Origin of the sequence: Cronobacter muytjensii ATCC 51329 (genome assembly GCF_001277195.1) — a bacterium.
In the GTDB taxonomy this organism is placed as follows: Bacteria; Pseudomonadota; Gammaproteobacteria; order Enterobacterales; family Enterobacteriaceae; genus Cronobacter; species Cronobacter muytjensii.
This window is the reverse complement of record NZ_CP012268.1, coordinates 1,503,955-1,516,755: the sequence shown is the minus strand read 5'-3', so window position 1 is coordinate 1,516,755 and position 12,801 is coordinate 1,503,955. Positions and strand designations below refer to the sequence as shown.

At 57.0% G+C, this 12,801-nt stretch carries 13 protein-coding genes; 6 read left to right on the top strand and 7 right to left on the bottom strand.

Features of this window, described 5'->3' with window-relative positions; all coding sequences use genetic code 11:
• Nucleotides 1–190: 190 nt before the first annotated feature.
• Nucleotides 191–922, top strand: a complete 732-nt coding sequence (ycgR, locus tag AFK63_RS07075) for a flagellar brake protein YcgR (protein WP_038862476.1) — start codon at nucleotides 191–193, stop codon at nucleotides 920–922.
• On the opposite strand, the gene emtA is transcribed toward ycgR, so the two are convergent.
• The gene (emtA, locus tag AFK63_RS07070; RefSeq protein WP_038862473.1) at nucleotides 923–1,534 is read right to left on the bottom strand and encodes a membrane-bound lytic murein transglycosylase EmtA; all 612 of its coding nucleotides are present in this window, start codon (nucleotides 1,532–1,534) and stop codon (nucleotides 923–925) included.
• A gap of 129 nt (nucleotides 1,535–1,663) precedes the next feature.
• Between emtA and ldcA the strand changes: the two genes are divergently transcribed.
• On the top strand, nucleotides 1,664–2,599 hold the full coding sequence (gene ldcA, locus AFK63_RS07065; RefSeq protein WP_038862472.1) for a muramoyltetrapeptide carboxypeptidase: 936 nt from the start codon (nucleotides 1,664–1,666) through the stop codon (nucleotides 2,597–2,599).
• Nucleotides 2,600–3,013: 414 nt separating this feature from the next.
• Here ldcA and AFK63_RS07055 read toward each other — a convergent pair whose 3' ends face one another.
• The 3 genes from AFK63_RS07055 to AFK63_RS07045 all read right to left on the bottom strand — a co-directional run bounded on the left by AFK63_RS07055 (nucleotide 3,014) and on the right by AFK63_RS07045 (nucleotide 5,084).
• Nucleotides 3,014–3,646, bottom strand: coding sequence for a TetR/AcrR family transcriptional regulator (locus AFK63_RS07055; protein WP_038862467.1), 633 nt, complete (start codon nucleotides 3,644–3,646; stop codon nucleotides 3,014–3,016).
• Complete coding sequence (locus AFK63_RS07050) at nucleotides 3,643–4,038, bottom strand: DoxX family protein (protein ID WP_038862466.1); 396 nt, start codon at nucleotides 4,036–4,038, stop codon at nucleotides 3,643–3,645. Before AFK63_RS07050 ends, AFK63_RS07055 begins: the two co-directional genes overlap by 4 nt.
• A gap of 251 nt (nucleotides 4,039–4,289) precedes the next feature.
• Nucleotides 4,290–5,084: an AraC family transcriptional regulator gene (locus AFK63_RS07045; protein WP_038862465.1), complete on the bottom strand. Its 795-nt coding sequence runs from the start codon at nucleotides 5,082–5,084 to the stop codon at nucleotides 4,290–4,292.
• 88 nt (nucleotides 5,085–5,172) lie between these two features.
• Here AFK63_RS07045 and AFK63_RS07040 point away from each other — a divergent pair, with 88 nt between their 5' ends.
• The gene (locus tag AFK63_RS07040) at nucleotides 5,173–6,363 is read left to right on the top strand and encodes a CynX/NimT family MFS transporter (protein ID WP_038862464.1); all 1,191 of its coding nucleotides are present in this window, start codon (nucleotides 5,173–5,175) and stop codon (nucleotides 6,361–6,363) included.
• Between the two features lie 71 nt (nucleotides 6,364–6,434).
• Entirely contained in the window at nucleotides 6,435–7,016 is a 582-nt protein-coding gene (locus tag AFK63_RS07035) for an NAD(P)H-dependent oxidoreductase (RefSeq protein ID WP_038862462.1), read from the top strand.
• A 138-nt stretch (nucleotides 7,017–7,154) separates the two neighbouring features.
• Here AFK63_RS07035 and AFK63_RS07030 read toward each other — a convergent pair whose 3' ends face one another.
• Both AFK63_RS07030 and AFK63_RS07025 read right to left on the bottom strand, forming a co-directional pair.
• On the bottom strand, nucleotides 7,155–7,448 hold the full coding sequence (locus AFK63_RS07030) for a DUF1330 domain-containing protein (RefSeq protein ID WP_038862461.1): 294 nt from the start codon (nucleotides 7,446–7,448) through the stop codon (nucleotides 7,155–7,157).
• Between the two features lie 68 nt (nucleotides 7,449–7,516).
• A complete protein-coding gene (locus AFK63_RS07025) occupies nucleotides 7,517–8,575 on the bottom strand; it encodes an aldo/keto reductase (RefSeq protein WP_038862460.1) in 1,059 nt (352 codons plus the stop codon).
• Between the two features lie 179 nt (nucleotides 8,576–8,754).
• Between AFK63_RS07025 and AFK63_RS07020 the strand changes: the two genes are divergently transcribed.
• Both AFK63_RS07020 and AFK63_RS07015 read left to right on the top strand, forming a co-directional pair.
• Nucleotides 8,755–9,660, top strand: a complete 906-nt coding sequence (locus AFK63_RS07020) for a LysR family transcriptional regulator (RefSeq protein WP_038862458.1) — start codon at nucleotides 8,755–8,757, stop codon at nucleotides 9,658–9,660.
• Nucleotides 9,661–9,919: 259 nt separating this feature from the next.
• The gene (locus AFK63_RS07015) at nucleotides 9,920–11,650 is read left to right on the top strand and encodes a potassium/proton antiporter (RefSeq protein WP_038862456.1); all 1,731 of its coding nucleotides are present in this window, start codon (nucleotides 9,920–9,922) and stop codon (nucleotides 11,648–11,650) included.
• A gap of 75 nt (nucleotides 11,651–11,725) precedes the next feature.
• Here the strand turns inward: AFK63_RS07015 and dadX are convergent, their stop codons facing one another.
• Nucleotides 11,726–12,796, bottom strand: coding sequence for a catabolic alanine racemase DadX (dadX, locus tag AFK63_RS07010; protein ID WP_038862455.1), 1,071 nt, complete (start codon nucleotides 12,794–12,796; stop codon nucleotides 11,726–11,728).
• Nucleotides 12,797–12,801 lie beyond the last annotated feature (5 nt).

Here is a 12,801-nt window from a genome sequence, read left to right as displayed (position 1 = left end):
CAGAATGGCTTGCCGCAAGCCGCGGTAAACCGAAGTGATTCAAGTATAGGTAATAAATAAAGATTCTTCCGGTAAGCTCGGATTATCCTCATACTGAAATAAAAATATTTTAGGATAAATCTTAAGTTTCAGGCGCGCGGGCCGATAACCATCCACATCTCTCTGTCAGTATTTAAAGGAATCACGCGACGTGAGCAATTACAGTGAGCAGTTTCTGAAGCAAAACCCGCTGGCCGTACTGGGGATTTTGCGCGACTTGCAAAAAAGCCAGGCGCCGATCCGCCTTTCATGGGGTAGCTGGCAATTTATCAGCCGCATTCTCGATGCGTCGCCGGACCAGCTGGTGCTGGATTTCGGCAGCCAGACCAGCGAAAACCAGGCGGTGCAAAAAGCGACGCATATCCAGTTCAGCGCCGAAGCCCAGGGCGCCAAGGTGGAGTTTAATCTGCCTGCGCTGAACGCCGGGGAGTATCAGAATCTGCCTGCCTTTGTCGCCCCGCTGCCAGAAGCGATATGGTTTGTGCAGCGCCGCGAGCATTTTCGCATCAGCGCGCCGGTACAGCCGCAGTTTTACTGTCTGGCGCGGATGCCGGACGGCAAACTGTTTCGCGGGCGCTTACAGGATCTGTCGCTCGGTGGTATGGGAACGCTGCTGGAAGGCACGATGCCGGAAGGGCTGGAAGCCGGCATGCAATTCTCGCCGCTGGAAATCGATCTGCTGGAGTGGGGAAAATTTCGCTTCGACGCGCAGCTGCTGACTATCAGCGAGCGCAAAGTGGTGGACAGTAAAAACGAAACCATCGCCACGCCGCGCCTGAGCTTTCGCTTCTTAAACGTCAGCCCGGCGACGGAGCGCGAGCTCCAGCGCATTATCTTCGCGCTGGAGCGTATCGCCCGGGAAAAAGCCAGCCGGGTGCGCTAATCACATGGCGTTCATCGCCTGCTGCACTTTCCAGATATAACGCGGGGCCTGCGGCGCCGGATGGTTTTTCGCGACATGGTCGACAAACTCATCCGGGCTCAGGTCGTTAATCTTCTCGATAGCGGTTTTGCGATCCGACGAGAACGTACGTAGCAGTGCGCCCGCGCCATTCACATAAGAGACCACCAGCGCGTACTGCATGGTTTGCGGCTCTTCAATGCCCTTCAGCACGCCGTGCTCCAGAATGCTCAAATACGCGGTGCCAAGCGAAATATTGCGCTCCGGGTTTTTCAGCTCGCTGGACGACGGCTGACCGCTCCAGCCCATATAGCGGTAGACTTCGCGCCCGGCGGTGGAGGCTTTGATCTGCATCAGCCCGACGGCGTTGGATTTGCTCACAAGCGTCGGGTTGCCGCCCGATTCCACGGCGATAATCGCCGTCACCAGACGCGGGCTGACGCCCCAGGCCTCGCCAGCTTTCACGGTGATTGGCATCCACTGCATCGCGCGTTTTACCGGCACCTCAGGGTTCCAGGGCGGGTTTTTATAATCCGGCGTGGAAGAACACCCGGCGAGAAACACCACTAACCACATCAACCATCTCAATTTCACGCAACTTTCCTTTCCATATCAGTGCAAAACAATGCGTCGTCCCGAACCGCAGCGCGGGCGTCCGGGTGACAACCGCTAAGGTTAGCGGCATGATAGCGGTTTCGCCTGGTATGTCAGCAAGGATTTGTTATGGCCCGTATTCATCTCATCGCCCCGTCCGGTTATTGCCTTAATCAGGATGCCGCCTGGCGCGGCGTCCGCCGTCTCGAAGAAGCCGGTTTAACGGTTAATAATCAGCAGGTTATCACGCGCCGCATGCAGCGTTTCGCCGGGCGCGACGATGAGCGGCTGGGCGATTTACAGGCCTTGAGCGCATTGTCTGAAAATGACGTTATCGTGATGCCGGTGCGCGGCGGCTACGGCATGACGCGCCTGCTGGACATCTTCGATCCGGCGCCGCTGATTGCCCGCCAGAAAGAAAACCCGCTGCTGATTTGCGGCCACAGCGATTTCACGGCGCTGCAGATGCGCCTGCTGGCGCGCGGCAACACGATAACCTTCAGCGGCCCGATGCTGGCGGGCAATTTCGGCGCGCCGGAGATGAACGATTTTACCTGGCGTCACTTCTGGCAGGCGCTGACCGAACCGGAATTTACGCTCGCGTGGCGCAGCGACGGCGCGCCCTGCGCTGTCGCAGGCACCGTCTGGGGCGGTAACCTGGCGATGCTGGCATCCATCACCGGCACGCCGTGGATGCCGCAGATTGACGGCGGCATTCTGGTGGTGGAAGACATCAACGAACACCCGTTCCGCGTGGAGCGCATGCTGCTGCAACTGCACGCCGCCAGGATCCTGGCACGCCAGAAGGCCCTGATTCTGGGCAGCTTTACCGCCGCCGCGAGCAATGATTATGACGACGGTTACTCGCTGGAAAGCGTCGCCGCCCTTCTGCGCGAACGGCTCAATATACCGGTGCTGACCGGGCTCGCGTTCGGCCACGAGCAGGAGACCGTCACGCTGCCGCTCGGCGCGCACGGCGAATTACGCCACGACGGCGAACGCGCGCAGTTGCGCCTGAGCGGCCATCCGGTGTTGTCTTCCATCCCCCCCTGCGCAGGGCTGTAAAGCGGGAACATCAGACGGCGCGGGCCAACGGAAAACAGGGCGTGCGCTGTGTCTGAATGCCGGGCATCCGCCGTCAGGAGTTTTCAGGGGTAACGAGTGCTTTCAGACAGGAGCGCATCGTGAAGCTGGCGGTTATATCAACACATGGCAATATTTTCGCGCCTGAGGCGGTTCTTGAGGATAGTGCAAAGCAACACGTCGACCTGACTGTCAATCCTGGCGATATCCTCTCCGGTGGGTGATGGCCTGCACAAACCGCCGACAGGCTCTTGCCGCTAAATTTGCCGGCTATTAAAGGCAACCGAATGAAAACGCCGGGTTTAAACGCCTCCGCTTCTGGCGCAAACGGGACGCGTTAGCTTATCCAAAGTTCCGCTTTGAGCGAGGGATGGGCCTTGATGTTAGGCCAATGCTTCATCGCTGCTCAGGAGAGTAAGCTCTCATAAATACATCAAGAGCATGCGAAACCCGGCGTTGGATTTCACTCTCAGTCAACGCTTTTCTTGCGCCGAGTTTTATCTCAAGGCTCGTCATACCCAGCCATAAACCGGCCAGATGGTCAGCTGCTTCATGGGCATTACACGCCCTGAGAAGCCCTGCTTCTGTAGCTTCAGTAACAATCGTTTCCAGCATCTGCTGCGCCCGGCCCGGCCCGGCTGCATAGAAGCGCCCGGGCAGATCCGGGTGACGGATAGCAGCAGACGCAATAAGCCTGTCCCAGCCGGTCAGTTCTTTCTGGTTTATGAAACGTACAAACCTTCTACCAAAAGCGGTTAAAACTTCCTGCAGGGGCAAATCGTGGCGTTGCGAAAACTCACTGTCACTGATGGTCAGATCGGATTCGTTACGCAGCACAGCTTCAATCAGCGTTTCCTTATCAGCGAAGTTCACGTAAAGCGTGGCTTTCGCCACTCCTGCAATACGCGCTATTTCTTCAGTTGTAACGCTAAGTCCCTTTTCCAGAAACAATTTTCGAGCCGCCTGCAGTATGGCCTGTTGTTTCAGGGGATCTTTAGGCCGGCCTTTCTGTCTTTTATTTTCGTTCATCTTTTACGACCCGAAAGCAGCATGCTCATCATCAGCCCCCCGACTACGCTAATGTGCTCAAGAGCGATATGGAATTCCTGCGTGCGTGCAGGTTCACTGAATGTCCAGAAGGGATGGCCCACCGGAATAGTGAGCAATGTAAACACAATCAGCATTATCGATCCAACCCAGCCATACCCGGCTCGGTCAGAAATCACCAGAGCGGAGCCCCCAAGCTGGCACAGGATGGTTCCGGCAGCGAACAGGGTAGGCAGTGGCAGGCCCACAGCCACCATTTCCTGAACAATAATGTCGAAGTTGAACAGGCCGAAGATGCCCGCCATCCAGAAAAAAAAGGTCAGCAAAATGCGTGAGAAATACAGTGTCACCGAAGAAGATTTTTGGTTGAACATGAGAATGACCACATAAATGATTAAGCAGACTGGCAAGTCTACTTATATTTATCAGACTGGCAAGTCTGTAAAATGCGATTGGTTATGAGTTTTTGACAACGAGCGTAATGCCGCTTCTGGCACAAAGCGCACGGGCCCGGGCGTAAGGTCGGCTTTGAGCGAAGCGTGAACGTCTGTAATCACTGTCATCATTAACTTAAGGGGGTTTCTGTCCCTTCAACGTCTTCAAGGCTATGTTTACCTGAACTGCCTCAGTTCAACGAAGCAAAATAGTGCGTCGGCGATTTACCCAGCGCCTTCCTGAACATGGTGATGAAGGCGCTCACCGAGTCATATCCCAGCGTGCCGGCCACGTTCTGCACTGACATCCCCTCAGCAAGATGATTCAGGGCAATCATCAAATGAAGCTGCTGGCGCCAGCGTCCGAAGCTCATTCCCGTCGCGCTTTGCACCACTCTCGCCAGCGAGCGTTCACTGGTTGCAAGACGCACAGCCCACTGCTGCAACGTCGTTCTGTCTCCCGGATCGGCAAAAAGCGCCTCGGCCATATGGCTGATTTTAGGATGGTCGGATACAGGTAAGTGGAGTGCTTCAACAGGTACGCCGGGAATTTGTTCCAGGAGTACGGTAGCCAGTCTGGACGTTTTACCGTCAGGCGAATACGAGGGGTCCTGCTCAGCCAGATAAAGAATGAGTTCGCGGACAAGAGGCGTAATGGCGACTGTACAGCATGTTTCAGGCATCACTGCGGCGCCGGGCTCAATAAACAGAAAACAGGTACGGGCGTTTTGCGTTACGCGGCAACGGTGAGGCGTATTACCCGGGATCCAGACAGCATGACGTGGTGGGACAAGCCACAGGGCATCCTTAACTTCACAGCTCACGGCGCCGTGTAAGGACAGGATAAGCTGACCTTTCCGGTGAGCGTGCGGAGTGATACCGGAATATTCTTGCGCCGGTGCCGCGTGCAGAGCAATCGCAGACTGAGAAAAGGTATCGGCGTCAAATTCGTCAGGCGAGGAAACCACTTTTTTATGAGCTGGCATAATTTAGCAATATGTTGTCTGATTAGCTATATCTTGTAACCGACATGTTTCTTAAAGTCTCTCTCTTTTTTTAGAGAACGTAAGAGATATGTCAGACACAACGAACAAGTGGCCCTCTGTTGCCCTTGTGACCGGAATTCTTTTTATCGCTATTAACCTGCGTGTTCCCTTTACGGCGACAGCGCCCGTTTTGCAGCTCATCCAGGAGCACTTTCAGCTGAGTATCACGTCTGTTGGATGGCTTAACGCATTGCCGTTATTTGCCTTTGCGCTGTTTTCGCCAGTCAGCGCGACCATTGCCAGGAAATGTGGTCTTGAGCGCACCCTTTTCGGCGCGCTGATGGTTATTTCAGCGGGTATTCTGCTGCGTTCAGCAGGTAGCGTCTGGGCGCTTTACGTCGGAACGATGCTTATAGGGATCGGTATCGCGCTGGGGAATGTCCTGCTGCCAGGGCTTATCAAGCGTAACTTTGCTGGAAACGTCGCATCAATGACCGGCGCGTACTCTATCACCATGGGAGCGGCGGGTGCCGTGGGTTCAGCCATCATCATTCCTCTGGCACAGCTATGGGGGTGGAACGTTGCCCTTTCTCTGTTAGTGATAGCGCCTGTAGTTGCTCTGGTTTTATGGTTCCCGCAACTGAGCAATCACCATAAGCACAAACTCTCAGGTCCGCATCAGACCAGGAGCGTCTCCGTATGGACATCTCCTCTGGCGTGGCAGGTCACTCTGTTCATGGGATTAAACGCAATGCCCTTCTATGTAGCGGTGGGCTGGCTGCCAGCGATCCTTACCGATAATGGTATTTCGCCTGAAAAAGCGGGAGCCATCCACGGGATGCTGCAATTCACCACCGCTATTCCTGGGCTAATACTGGCGGCCACGCTGCGTCGTCTGAAGGACCAGAAAATGGCAGCCGTTGTTGTCAGTTTGCTGTCCGGAATATCCCTTATCGGAATGTTGTATACACCAGGCCTGTCAATGCTGTGGGCTGCGATTCTGGGATTCGGTTGCGGCGCCAGCATGATGTTGGGGCTGACGTTCATCGGTCTACGCACGAAAAATGCTGGCGATGCTGCAGCACTATCAGGCATGGCCCAGTGCGTAGGCTATCTGATGGCTGCAATGGGTCCCTTGCTGCTGGGTAAAGTCCACGACTGGTCCGGCGGCTGGACGGTACCGCTGCTGATGACCGCAGCCATTACTGTGGCCAGCGCCTGTACCGGTCTGGCAGCCGGACGAAACGTCTATCTGGAACCCGCCGCCTCGACAGGCTGATTCTTATCGCTCGCTAAACCGGTGGAAAACTTGTTAAGAAAAACTTTAATTGTTTGAAAAGGCAGTGTTTTATGAGCAATATTCTGATTATTAATGGCGCCAAAAGTTTTAATTTCGCCAAAGGCGAGTTAAACGAACTCTATGTCAACACTGCGCGTGAGGTGTTGAGCCAGCTAGGGCACCATGTGTCCGTGACTAAGGCTGACAGCGATTTTGATCCGCAGAACGAGATCAGCAAAATTCATAACAGCGATGTTTTGATTTATCAGATGCCGGGATGGTGGATGGGCGAACCCTGGACGGTGAAGAAATGGGTCGATGAAGTATTCACCCAGGGGCATGGCTCTCTGTATGAAAGCGATGGTCGTACGCGCACTGATGGATCAAAAAAATACGGTTCGGGTGGTCTTCTTCACAATAAAAAATACATGTTGTCCCTGACATGGAATGCCCCTCTGGAAGCTTTTAACGATCCTGAGCAGTTCTTTGAGGGCTTTGGTGTGGACGGGTTATACCTGCATTTTCATAAGGCCAATCAGTTCCTGGGCATGACAGCGCTGCCTACCTTCATCACCAATGATGTAGTCAAATCGCCGGATGTGGAAAATGAAATCCGACGTTTCAGGGATCACTTGATAGCGACATATTCCTGATCCATGACAATGCCTTTGATTTTCAGACTCAGGTTTTCACCGTCCGGATTCCTCAGCAGGTGTTTACCTTACCCAACGTTAGCAGGGCAATAAATAATGTCCGCTTCTGGACGAAGCGGACAAACCCTTTTTAACCGATCAGATACGCGTTCCTTCAACCAGAACAAACGTGCCGGTCGCCGCGCCGGAGCGTAACGCTCTGGCCGCCTGATACGCCGGGCTCTCATAAAAACGTTTTGCCTCATCAAAGGACGCGAACTCAAAAATCACATGCTTTTGATGAGATTCGCCTTCAAGGTTCTCATACTGCCCTGACCAGGCAACAATATGAGGGCTGAATTCCTGCATGGCGCTGGCGGCGGCCTCGGCATATTTCGCGTAGGCAGCCGGATCGGTGATGGTGACGTGAGCCACCAGATAACCTTTATTCATGGTGTTTTCCTTCATTAACAGTGGGGTTGACGCGCGAAGGCGGGAGCCGGAGCGCACGCAAAAGGGGTTTAGCTGTTCGCTGCCTGAGCGCCGGCAGGTGCCGGATAGCGCGCGGCATCCTGACGCTCAATCATCCATGCCGGGTAATGCGGCGGCATCGCGCTTACCGCATCCAGACGCGCCAGTTCATCGGTAGTGAGCGTAATGGCGGCCGCCGCGAGATTATCGGTGAGCTGTTCAGAGCGTTTTACTCCGATAATCACACTGGTGACCGCCGGACGGGCAAGAAGCCAGGCGATGGCAATCTGGCTGACCGATACCGAACGCGCGTCTGCGATAGCCCGCATTTCGGCCACGCATCGCCAGGCGTGGTCACGGTCGACAGGCGGGAAATCGAATGTGCTGCGGCGCGCATTGCGATCCGCAGACGCACCGGGGCCGAATTTCCCGGACAGTAAGCCCCCGGCGAGCGGCGACCAGACCATCAGCCCCAGTTTTTCTTCGTTAACCAGCGGCACCAGTTCGCGCTCGATGTCGCGGCTGGCAATGGAATAATAGGCCTGCAATGTCTCAAATCGCGTCGCGTGCAGCGCCTCACTCAGGCCCAGCGCCTTACCGAGCCTGCCAGCGGCCCAGTTGGAGACACCCACATAACGCACCAGCCCCTGGCGGGTGAGATCGTCAAGCGCACGCAGCGTTTCCTCGACCGGCGTAACGCTGTCGCTGGCGTGGATCTGGTATAAATCGATATGGTCGACCTGCAACCGCTCCAGGCTCCGCTGTACGGAATCCATAATGTGCCCGCGCGATGCGCCCCGATCGTTAGGCCCTTTACCCATCACTCCCCCCGTTTTGGTCGCCAGAATGATGTCGCTGCGCGCCACGCCAAGTTCTTTAAGCGCTACCCCCGTTATCCTTTCTGACTGACCGAAGGAGTAAATATCGGCGGTGTCGATAATGTTAATTCCGCCTGCCAGCGCCTGCGCGATAAGCTGGTTGGCCTCGTCCTGCGCGACCGCGCCGACAGAAGCCCACATACCCGCGTCGGCGTTACCACCAAGCGTCATCGTGCCGAGGCACAGTTCCGACACGAACATGCCTGTCCGTCCCAGTTGTTTATATTTCACGGTATTCTCCTTTGAGCATCGGCTGCCCGGTGTTGCACGCTCATCGTTTAAGCGTGATGCTCGCCGGCCTGTCTCTGGCCGACGTTATGCGGGGTACGCGGTGTGAAAGCAGTCTATTAAGTATTAATATGGGTATAAATAATCGTAAAAAGAACGTACTGTTACTCGTGAGATGAACAATGAGAAACCTTGAACCGCTGATGATCTTTGCGCGCGTGGCGGAGATGAAGAGTTTTACGCAGGCGGCTGAAAGCTTAGGGATCCAGAAAGGGCGCGCCTCTGTGGTCGTCCGCGAGCTTGAACAGGCGCTCGGCGCCACGCTTTTGAACCGCACGACGCGAACCGTTCAACTCACCGAAGAAGGCCGCGCGTTTTATACCCGCGCACGCGATTTGCTCTCAGAAGTCGAAGAACTGACCTCCATGTTCGCTCTCAGCACGACGCCGCTACGGGGGCGTTTACGGGTCGATATGCCGGCGGTGCTGGCAGAGAACGTGGTCATTCCCGCCCTGCCCTCACTGCTTGAAGCCCATCCTGAACTTGAACTGGAGATTTCCAGTACCGACCGTCGGGTTGATCTTATTCAGGAAGGGTTCGACGGCGTGATCCGCCTGGGGCCCATCGTTGATGAAACGCTGGTGGCCCGGCCGCTTGGCAAATTACGGATGATCAATGCCGCCAGTCCGGATTACCTGGCGCGCTATGGCGTGCCGCAGACCCTTGATGACCTGATCCGGCAAGGGCACAGGATGGTGCATTACATGCGCAGTTTTAGCGCCAGGCCTGATGGATGGGAGTATCCGACAAAAGAGGGTTACCAGTCGCTGATGTTACCGGGAGCCATCAGGGTCAATAGCGTGCAGGCGTATCATAAGGCGGGGCTGGCGGGTTTAGGGCTGATTCAGGGCGGTTATTCCACCCTCGCGCCTTGGGTTGCGCGCGGTGCGCTTATTGAAATCCTCCCGGATCTACGCCCCGCCCCGCTGGATGCGTCTTTCGTCATCGCGCACCGACGCAATTTGTCGCGGCGCGTCAGGGCCTTTATGGCCTGGATTGAAGAGGTGTTACGCCCGTATTTTGACTGACGCCGGTAAGCCGCAGAGCGGATCAGATTTACCCGGATGCCTTAAGAATATGCTCAATCCCGAGCCGTCGATGAAACCGCGCGTTTGGTGCGGAAAAAACGTAACAGGACGGCGGGCAAGCCTGCTCATCGGCTCCCCTGACGTGCAGATTCGCCTGAAACCGCAGGAAAAGTATATTCACCATGCTAATTAAACCGATTGGTTCATAATTAATATGTTAAGTTTTTAAAAAACACATCAGCAGAGGAGAGCGCGCACGTTGGACGCCGGGACGATAATTAGTCTGTTTATTCTGGGTTCGGTACTGGTCACCTGCAGTATCCTGTTAAGTTCATTTTCGTCGCGTCTTGGTATCCCCATTCTGGTGATTTTCCTGGCTATCGGCATGCTTGCGGGCGTCGATGGCGTAGGCGGCATTCCGTTCGACAACTACCCGTTAGCGTATCTCATCAGTAACCTGGCGCTGGCCGTGATCCTGCTTGATGGCGGGATGCGTACCCAGGCGAGTTCGTTTAAGGTCGCGCTCGGCCCTGCGCTGTCGCTGGCGACCGTCGGGGTGCTTATCACCTCGGGGCTGACCGGCATGGCCGCCGCGTGGCTGTTTCACCTCGACCTTATCGAAGGGCTTCTGATTGGCGCGATTGTCGGCTCCACCGACGCCGCGGCCGTCTTTTCACTGCTTGGCGGCAAGGGGCTTAACGAACGCGTCAGTTCCACGCTTGAGATTGAATCCGGCAGCAACGACCCGATGGCGGTGTTTCTGACCATCACGCTTATCGCGATGATTCAGGAGCATCAGACCGCCCTGAGCTGGCTGTTCCTGGTGCACATTGTCCAGCAATTCGGGCTTGGCATTGTCATCGGTCTCGGCGGCGGCTGGCTGCTGCTGAAGATGATTAACCGCATTCCGCTGCCTTCCGGGCTCTATCCGCTGCTGGCGCTGAGCGGCGGGATCATGGTCTTTTCTGTCACCACCGCGCTGGACGGCAGCGGCATTCTGGCGGTCTACCTGTGCGGCTTTGTGCTGGGTAATAAGCCGATTCGCAACCGCTACGGCATTCAGCAAACCTTCGACGGCCTCGCCTGGCTTGCGCAAATCGGCATGTTCCTCGTGCTGGGCCTGCTGGTGACGCCCTCTCACCTGCTGCCTATCGCCGTGCCCGCGCTGCTGCTGTCGCTGTGGATGATTTTTATCGCCCGTCCGCTCTCCATCTTTACCGGACTCCTGCCGTTTCGCGGGTTTACGCTGCGCGAGCGCGTGTTTATCAGCTGGGTGGGGCTTCGCGGCGCGGTGCCGATTATTCTCGCGGTATTCCCGATGATGGCGGGCCTTGAGCGCGCCAGTCTGTTCTTCGACGTGGCGTTTTTCGTGGTGCTGGTGTCGCTGCTCTTTCAGGGCACGACGCTTGGCTGGGCCGCGAAAAAGGCCAAAGTGGTGGTGCCGGAAGTCGGACGCCCGCAGTCGCGCGTGGGGCTTGATATTCACCCGGAAAACCCGTGGGAGCAGTTTGTTTATCAGTTGAGCGCCGATAAATGGTGCGTGGGCGCGGCGCTGCGCGACCTGCATATGCCGAAAGAGACGCGCATCGCGGCGCTGTTCCGTGACAACCAGCTGATGCACCCGACCGGCAGCACGCGTCTGCGCGAAGGCGATGTCCTGTGCGTGATTGGCCGCGAACGCGACCTGCCGGCGCTGGGCAAGCTCTTTAGCCAGTCGCCGCCGGTCGCGCTCGATCAGCGCTTCTTCGGCGATTTTATCCTCGAAGCGGACGCCAAATTCGCCGACGTGGCGTTTATCTACGGGCTTGACGATCAGTCGGCCGTCGATAAAGAGCGCACCATCGGCGAAGTGGTGCTGGCGCTGATTGGCGCCGCCCCGGTGGTGGGCGACCAGGTGGATTTCGCCGGAATGACGTGGACAGTGGCGGAGAAAGAGAACAACCAGATCCGCCGCATCGGTCTGAAAGTGGCGGAAGACGACGACGAATAAACGCGTTGCGCTGTTACGTCGCAACAAAAAGGGAAACCCACGGGTTTCCCTTTTTTATGGCCAAAGGCGACAGGTTTAGCGTGCGCTGACCGGCACGCGCGGCGCCAGCGCGCACATCAGCTCATACCCGACTGTACCGCTCGCTGCGGCCACGTCGTCTATCTTAATCTCGTTGCCCCACAGCTCCACCGGGCTGCCGATGCCCGCCTGCGGACAGGGCGTGAGATCCACCGCCAGCATATCCATCGATACCGTCCCGACGATGCCGGTACGCACGCCATCCACCAGCACCGGCGTGCCGTCCGGCGCGTGGCGCGGGTAGCCGTCGGCGTAACCGCCCGCGACAATCCCGATGCGCTGCTCACGCCCGGCGCGATAGCGGCTGCCATAGCCGACCGTCTCGCCCGGCCTCAGCGTCTGGACGCCGATAATCTCGCTTTTGAGCGTCATCACCGGTTGCAGCCCGCTGGTGGCGATATCGCGCCACTGGCCGCTCGGCGAGGCGCCGTAAAGCACGATGCCGGGGCGCACCCAGTCGAAATGCGCCTGCGGGTGCCAGAGCGCCGCGGCGGAATTTGAGAGCGAACGCGGCGCGTCAATACCTTCCGCTGCCTGGTTGATGCGCACCATCGCCTCGTCGATGCCGTCCGGGCGATCGGCGTCGGCGAAGTGCGCCATCAGGGTTACCTGTCCCACATTCGCAATCGCCTTTAACTGCTGGAAGATGCTGTGTACCCGCTCCGGCGCAAAGCCGAGGCGGTTCATGCCGCTGTTGATTTTGAGATAGACATCGAGCGGCGCGTTGAGCTTCGCCCCGGCAAGCGCCTTCAGCTGCCAGTTGCTGTGCACGCTGGTGGTGAGGCGATATTTATCCAGTAGCGCCAGTTCATCGGCATGAAAAAAGCCTTCCAGCATCAGGATGGGGCCTTTCCAGCCGCGCTCGCGCAGCAGAATGGCCTCTTCGAGATTGAGCATCGCGAAGCCGTCGGTCGCGCCAAGCGCCGACCAGACGCGGTCAAGCCCGTGCCCGTAAGCGTTCGCCTTGACCACGGACCAGACGCGCGAACGCGGCGCGGCGCGGCGGACCACTTCCAGATTGTGACGCAGAGCCTGCAAATCCAGGCTCGCCTGTATCGGACGAGACATGCGGG

Bases quoted from the DNA above. Each gene is read 5' to 3' on its own strand.
- ldcA (WP_038862472.1), top strand. From the start codon at position 1,664: ATGGCCCGTATTCATCTCATCGCCCCGTCCGGTTATTGCCTTAATCAG.
- AFK63_RS07055 (WP_038862467.1), bottom strand. From the start codon at position 3,646: ATGAACGAAAATAAAAGACAGAAAGGCCGGCCTAAAGATCCCCTGAAA.
- AFK63_RS07050 (WP_038862466.1), bottom strand. From the start codon at position 4,038: ATGTTCAACCAAAAATCTTCTTCGGTGACACTGTATTTCTCACGCATT.
- AFK63_RS07045 (WP_038862465.1), bottom strand. From the start codon at position 5,084: ATGCCAGCTCATAAAAAAGTGGTTTCCTCGCCTGACGAATTTGACGCC.
- AFK63_RS07040 (WP_038862464.1), top strand. From the start codon at position 5,173: ATGTCAGACACAACGAACAAGTGGCCCTCTGTTGCCCTTGTGACCGGA.
- AFK63_RS07035 (WP_038862462.1), top strand. From the start codon at position 6,435: ATGAGCAATATTCTGATTATTAATGGCGCCAAAAGTTTTAATTTCGCC.
- AFK63_RS07030 (WP_038862461.1), bottom strand. From the start codon at position 7,448: ATGAATAAAGGTTATCTGGTGGCTCACGTCACCATCACCGATCCGGCT.
- AFK63_RS07020 (WP_038862458.1), top strand. From the start codon at position 8,755: ATGAGAAACCTTGAACCGCTGATGATCTTTGCGCGCGTGGCGGAGATG.
- dadX (WP_038862455.1), bottom strand. From the start codon at position 12,796: ATGTCTCGTCCGATACAGGCGAGCCTGGATTTGCAGGCTCTGCGTCAC.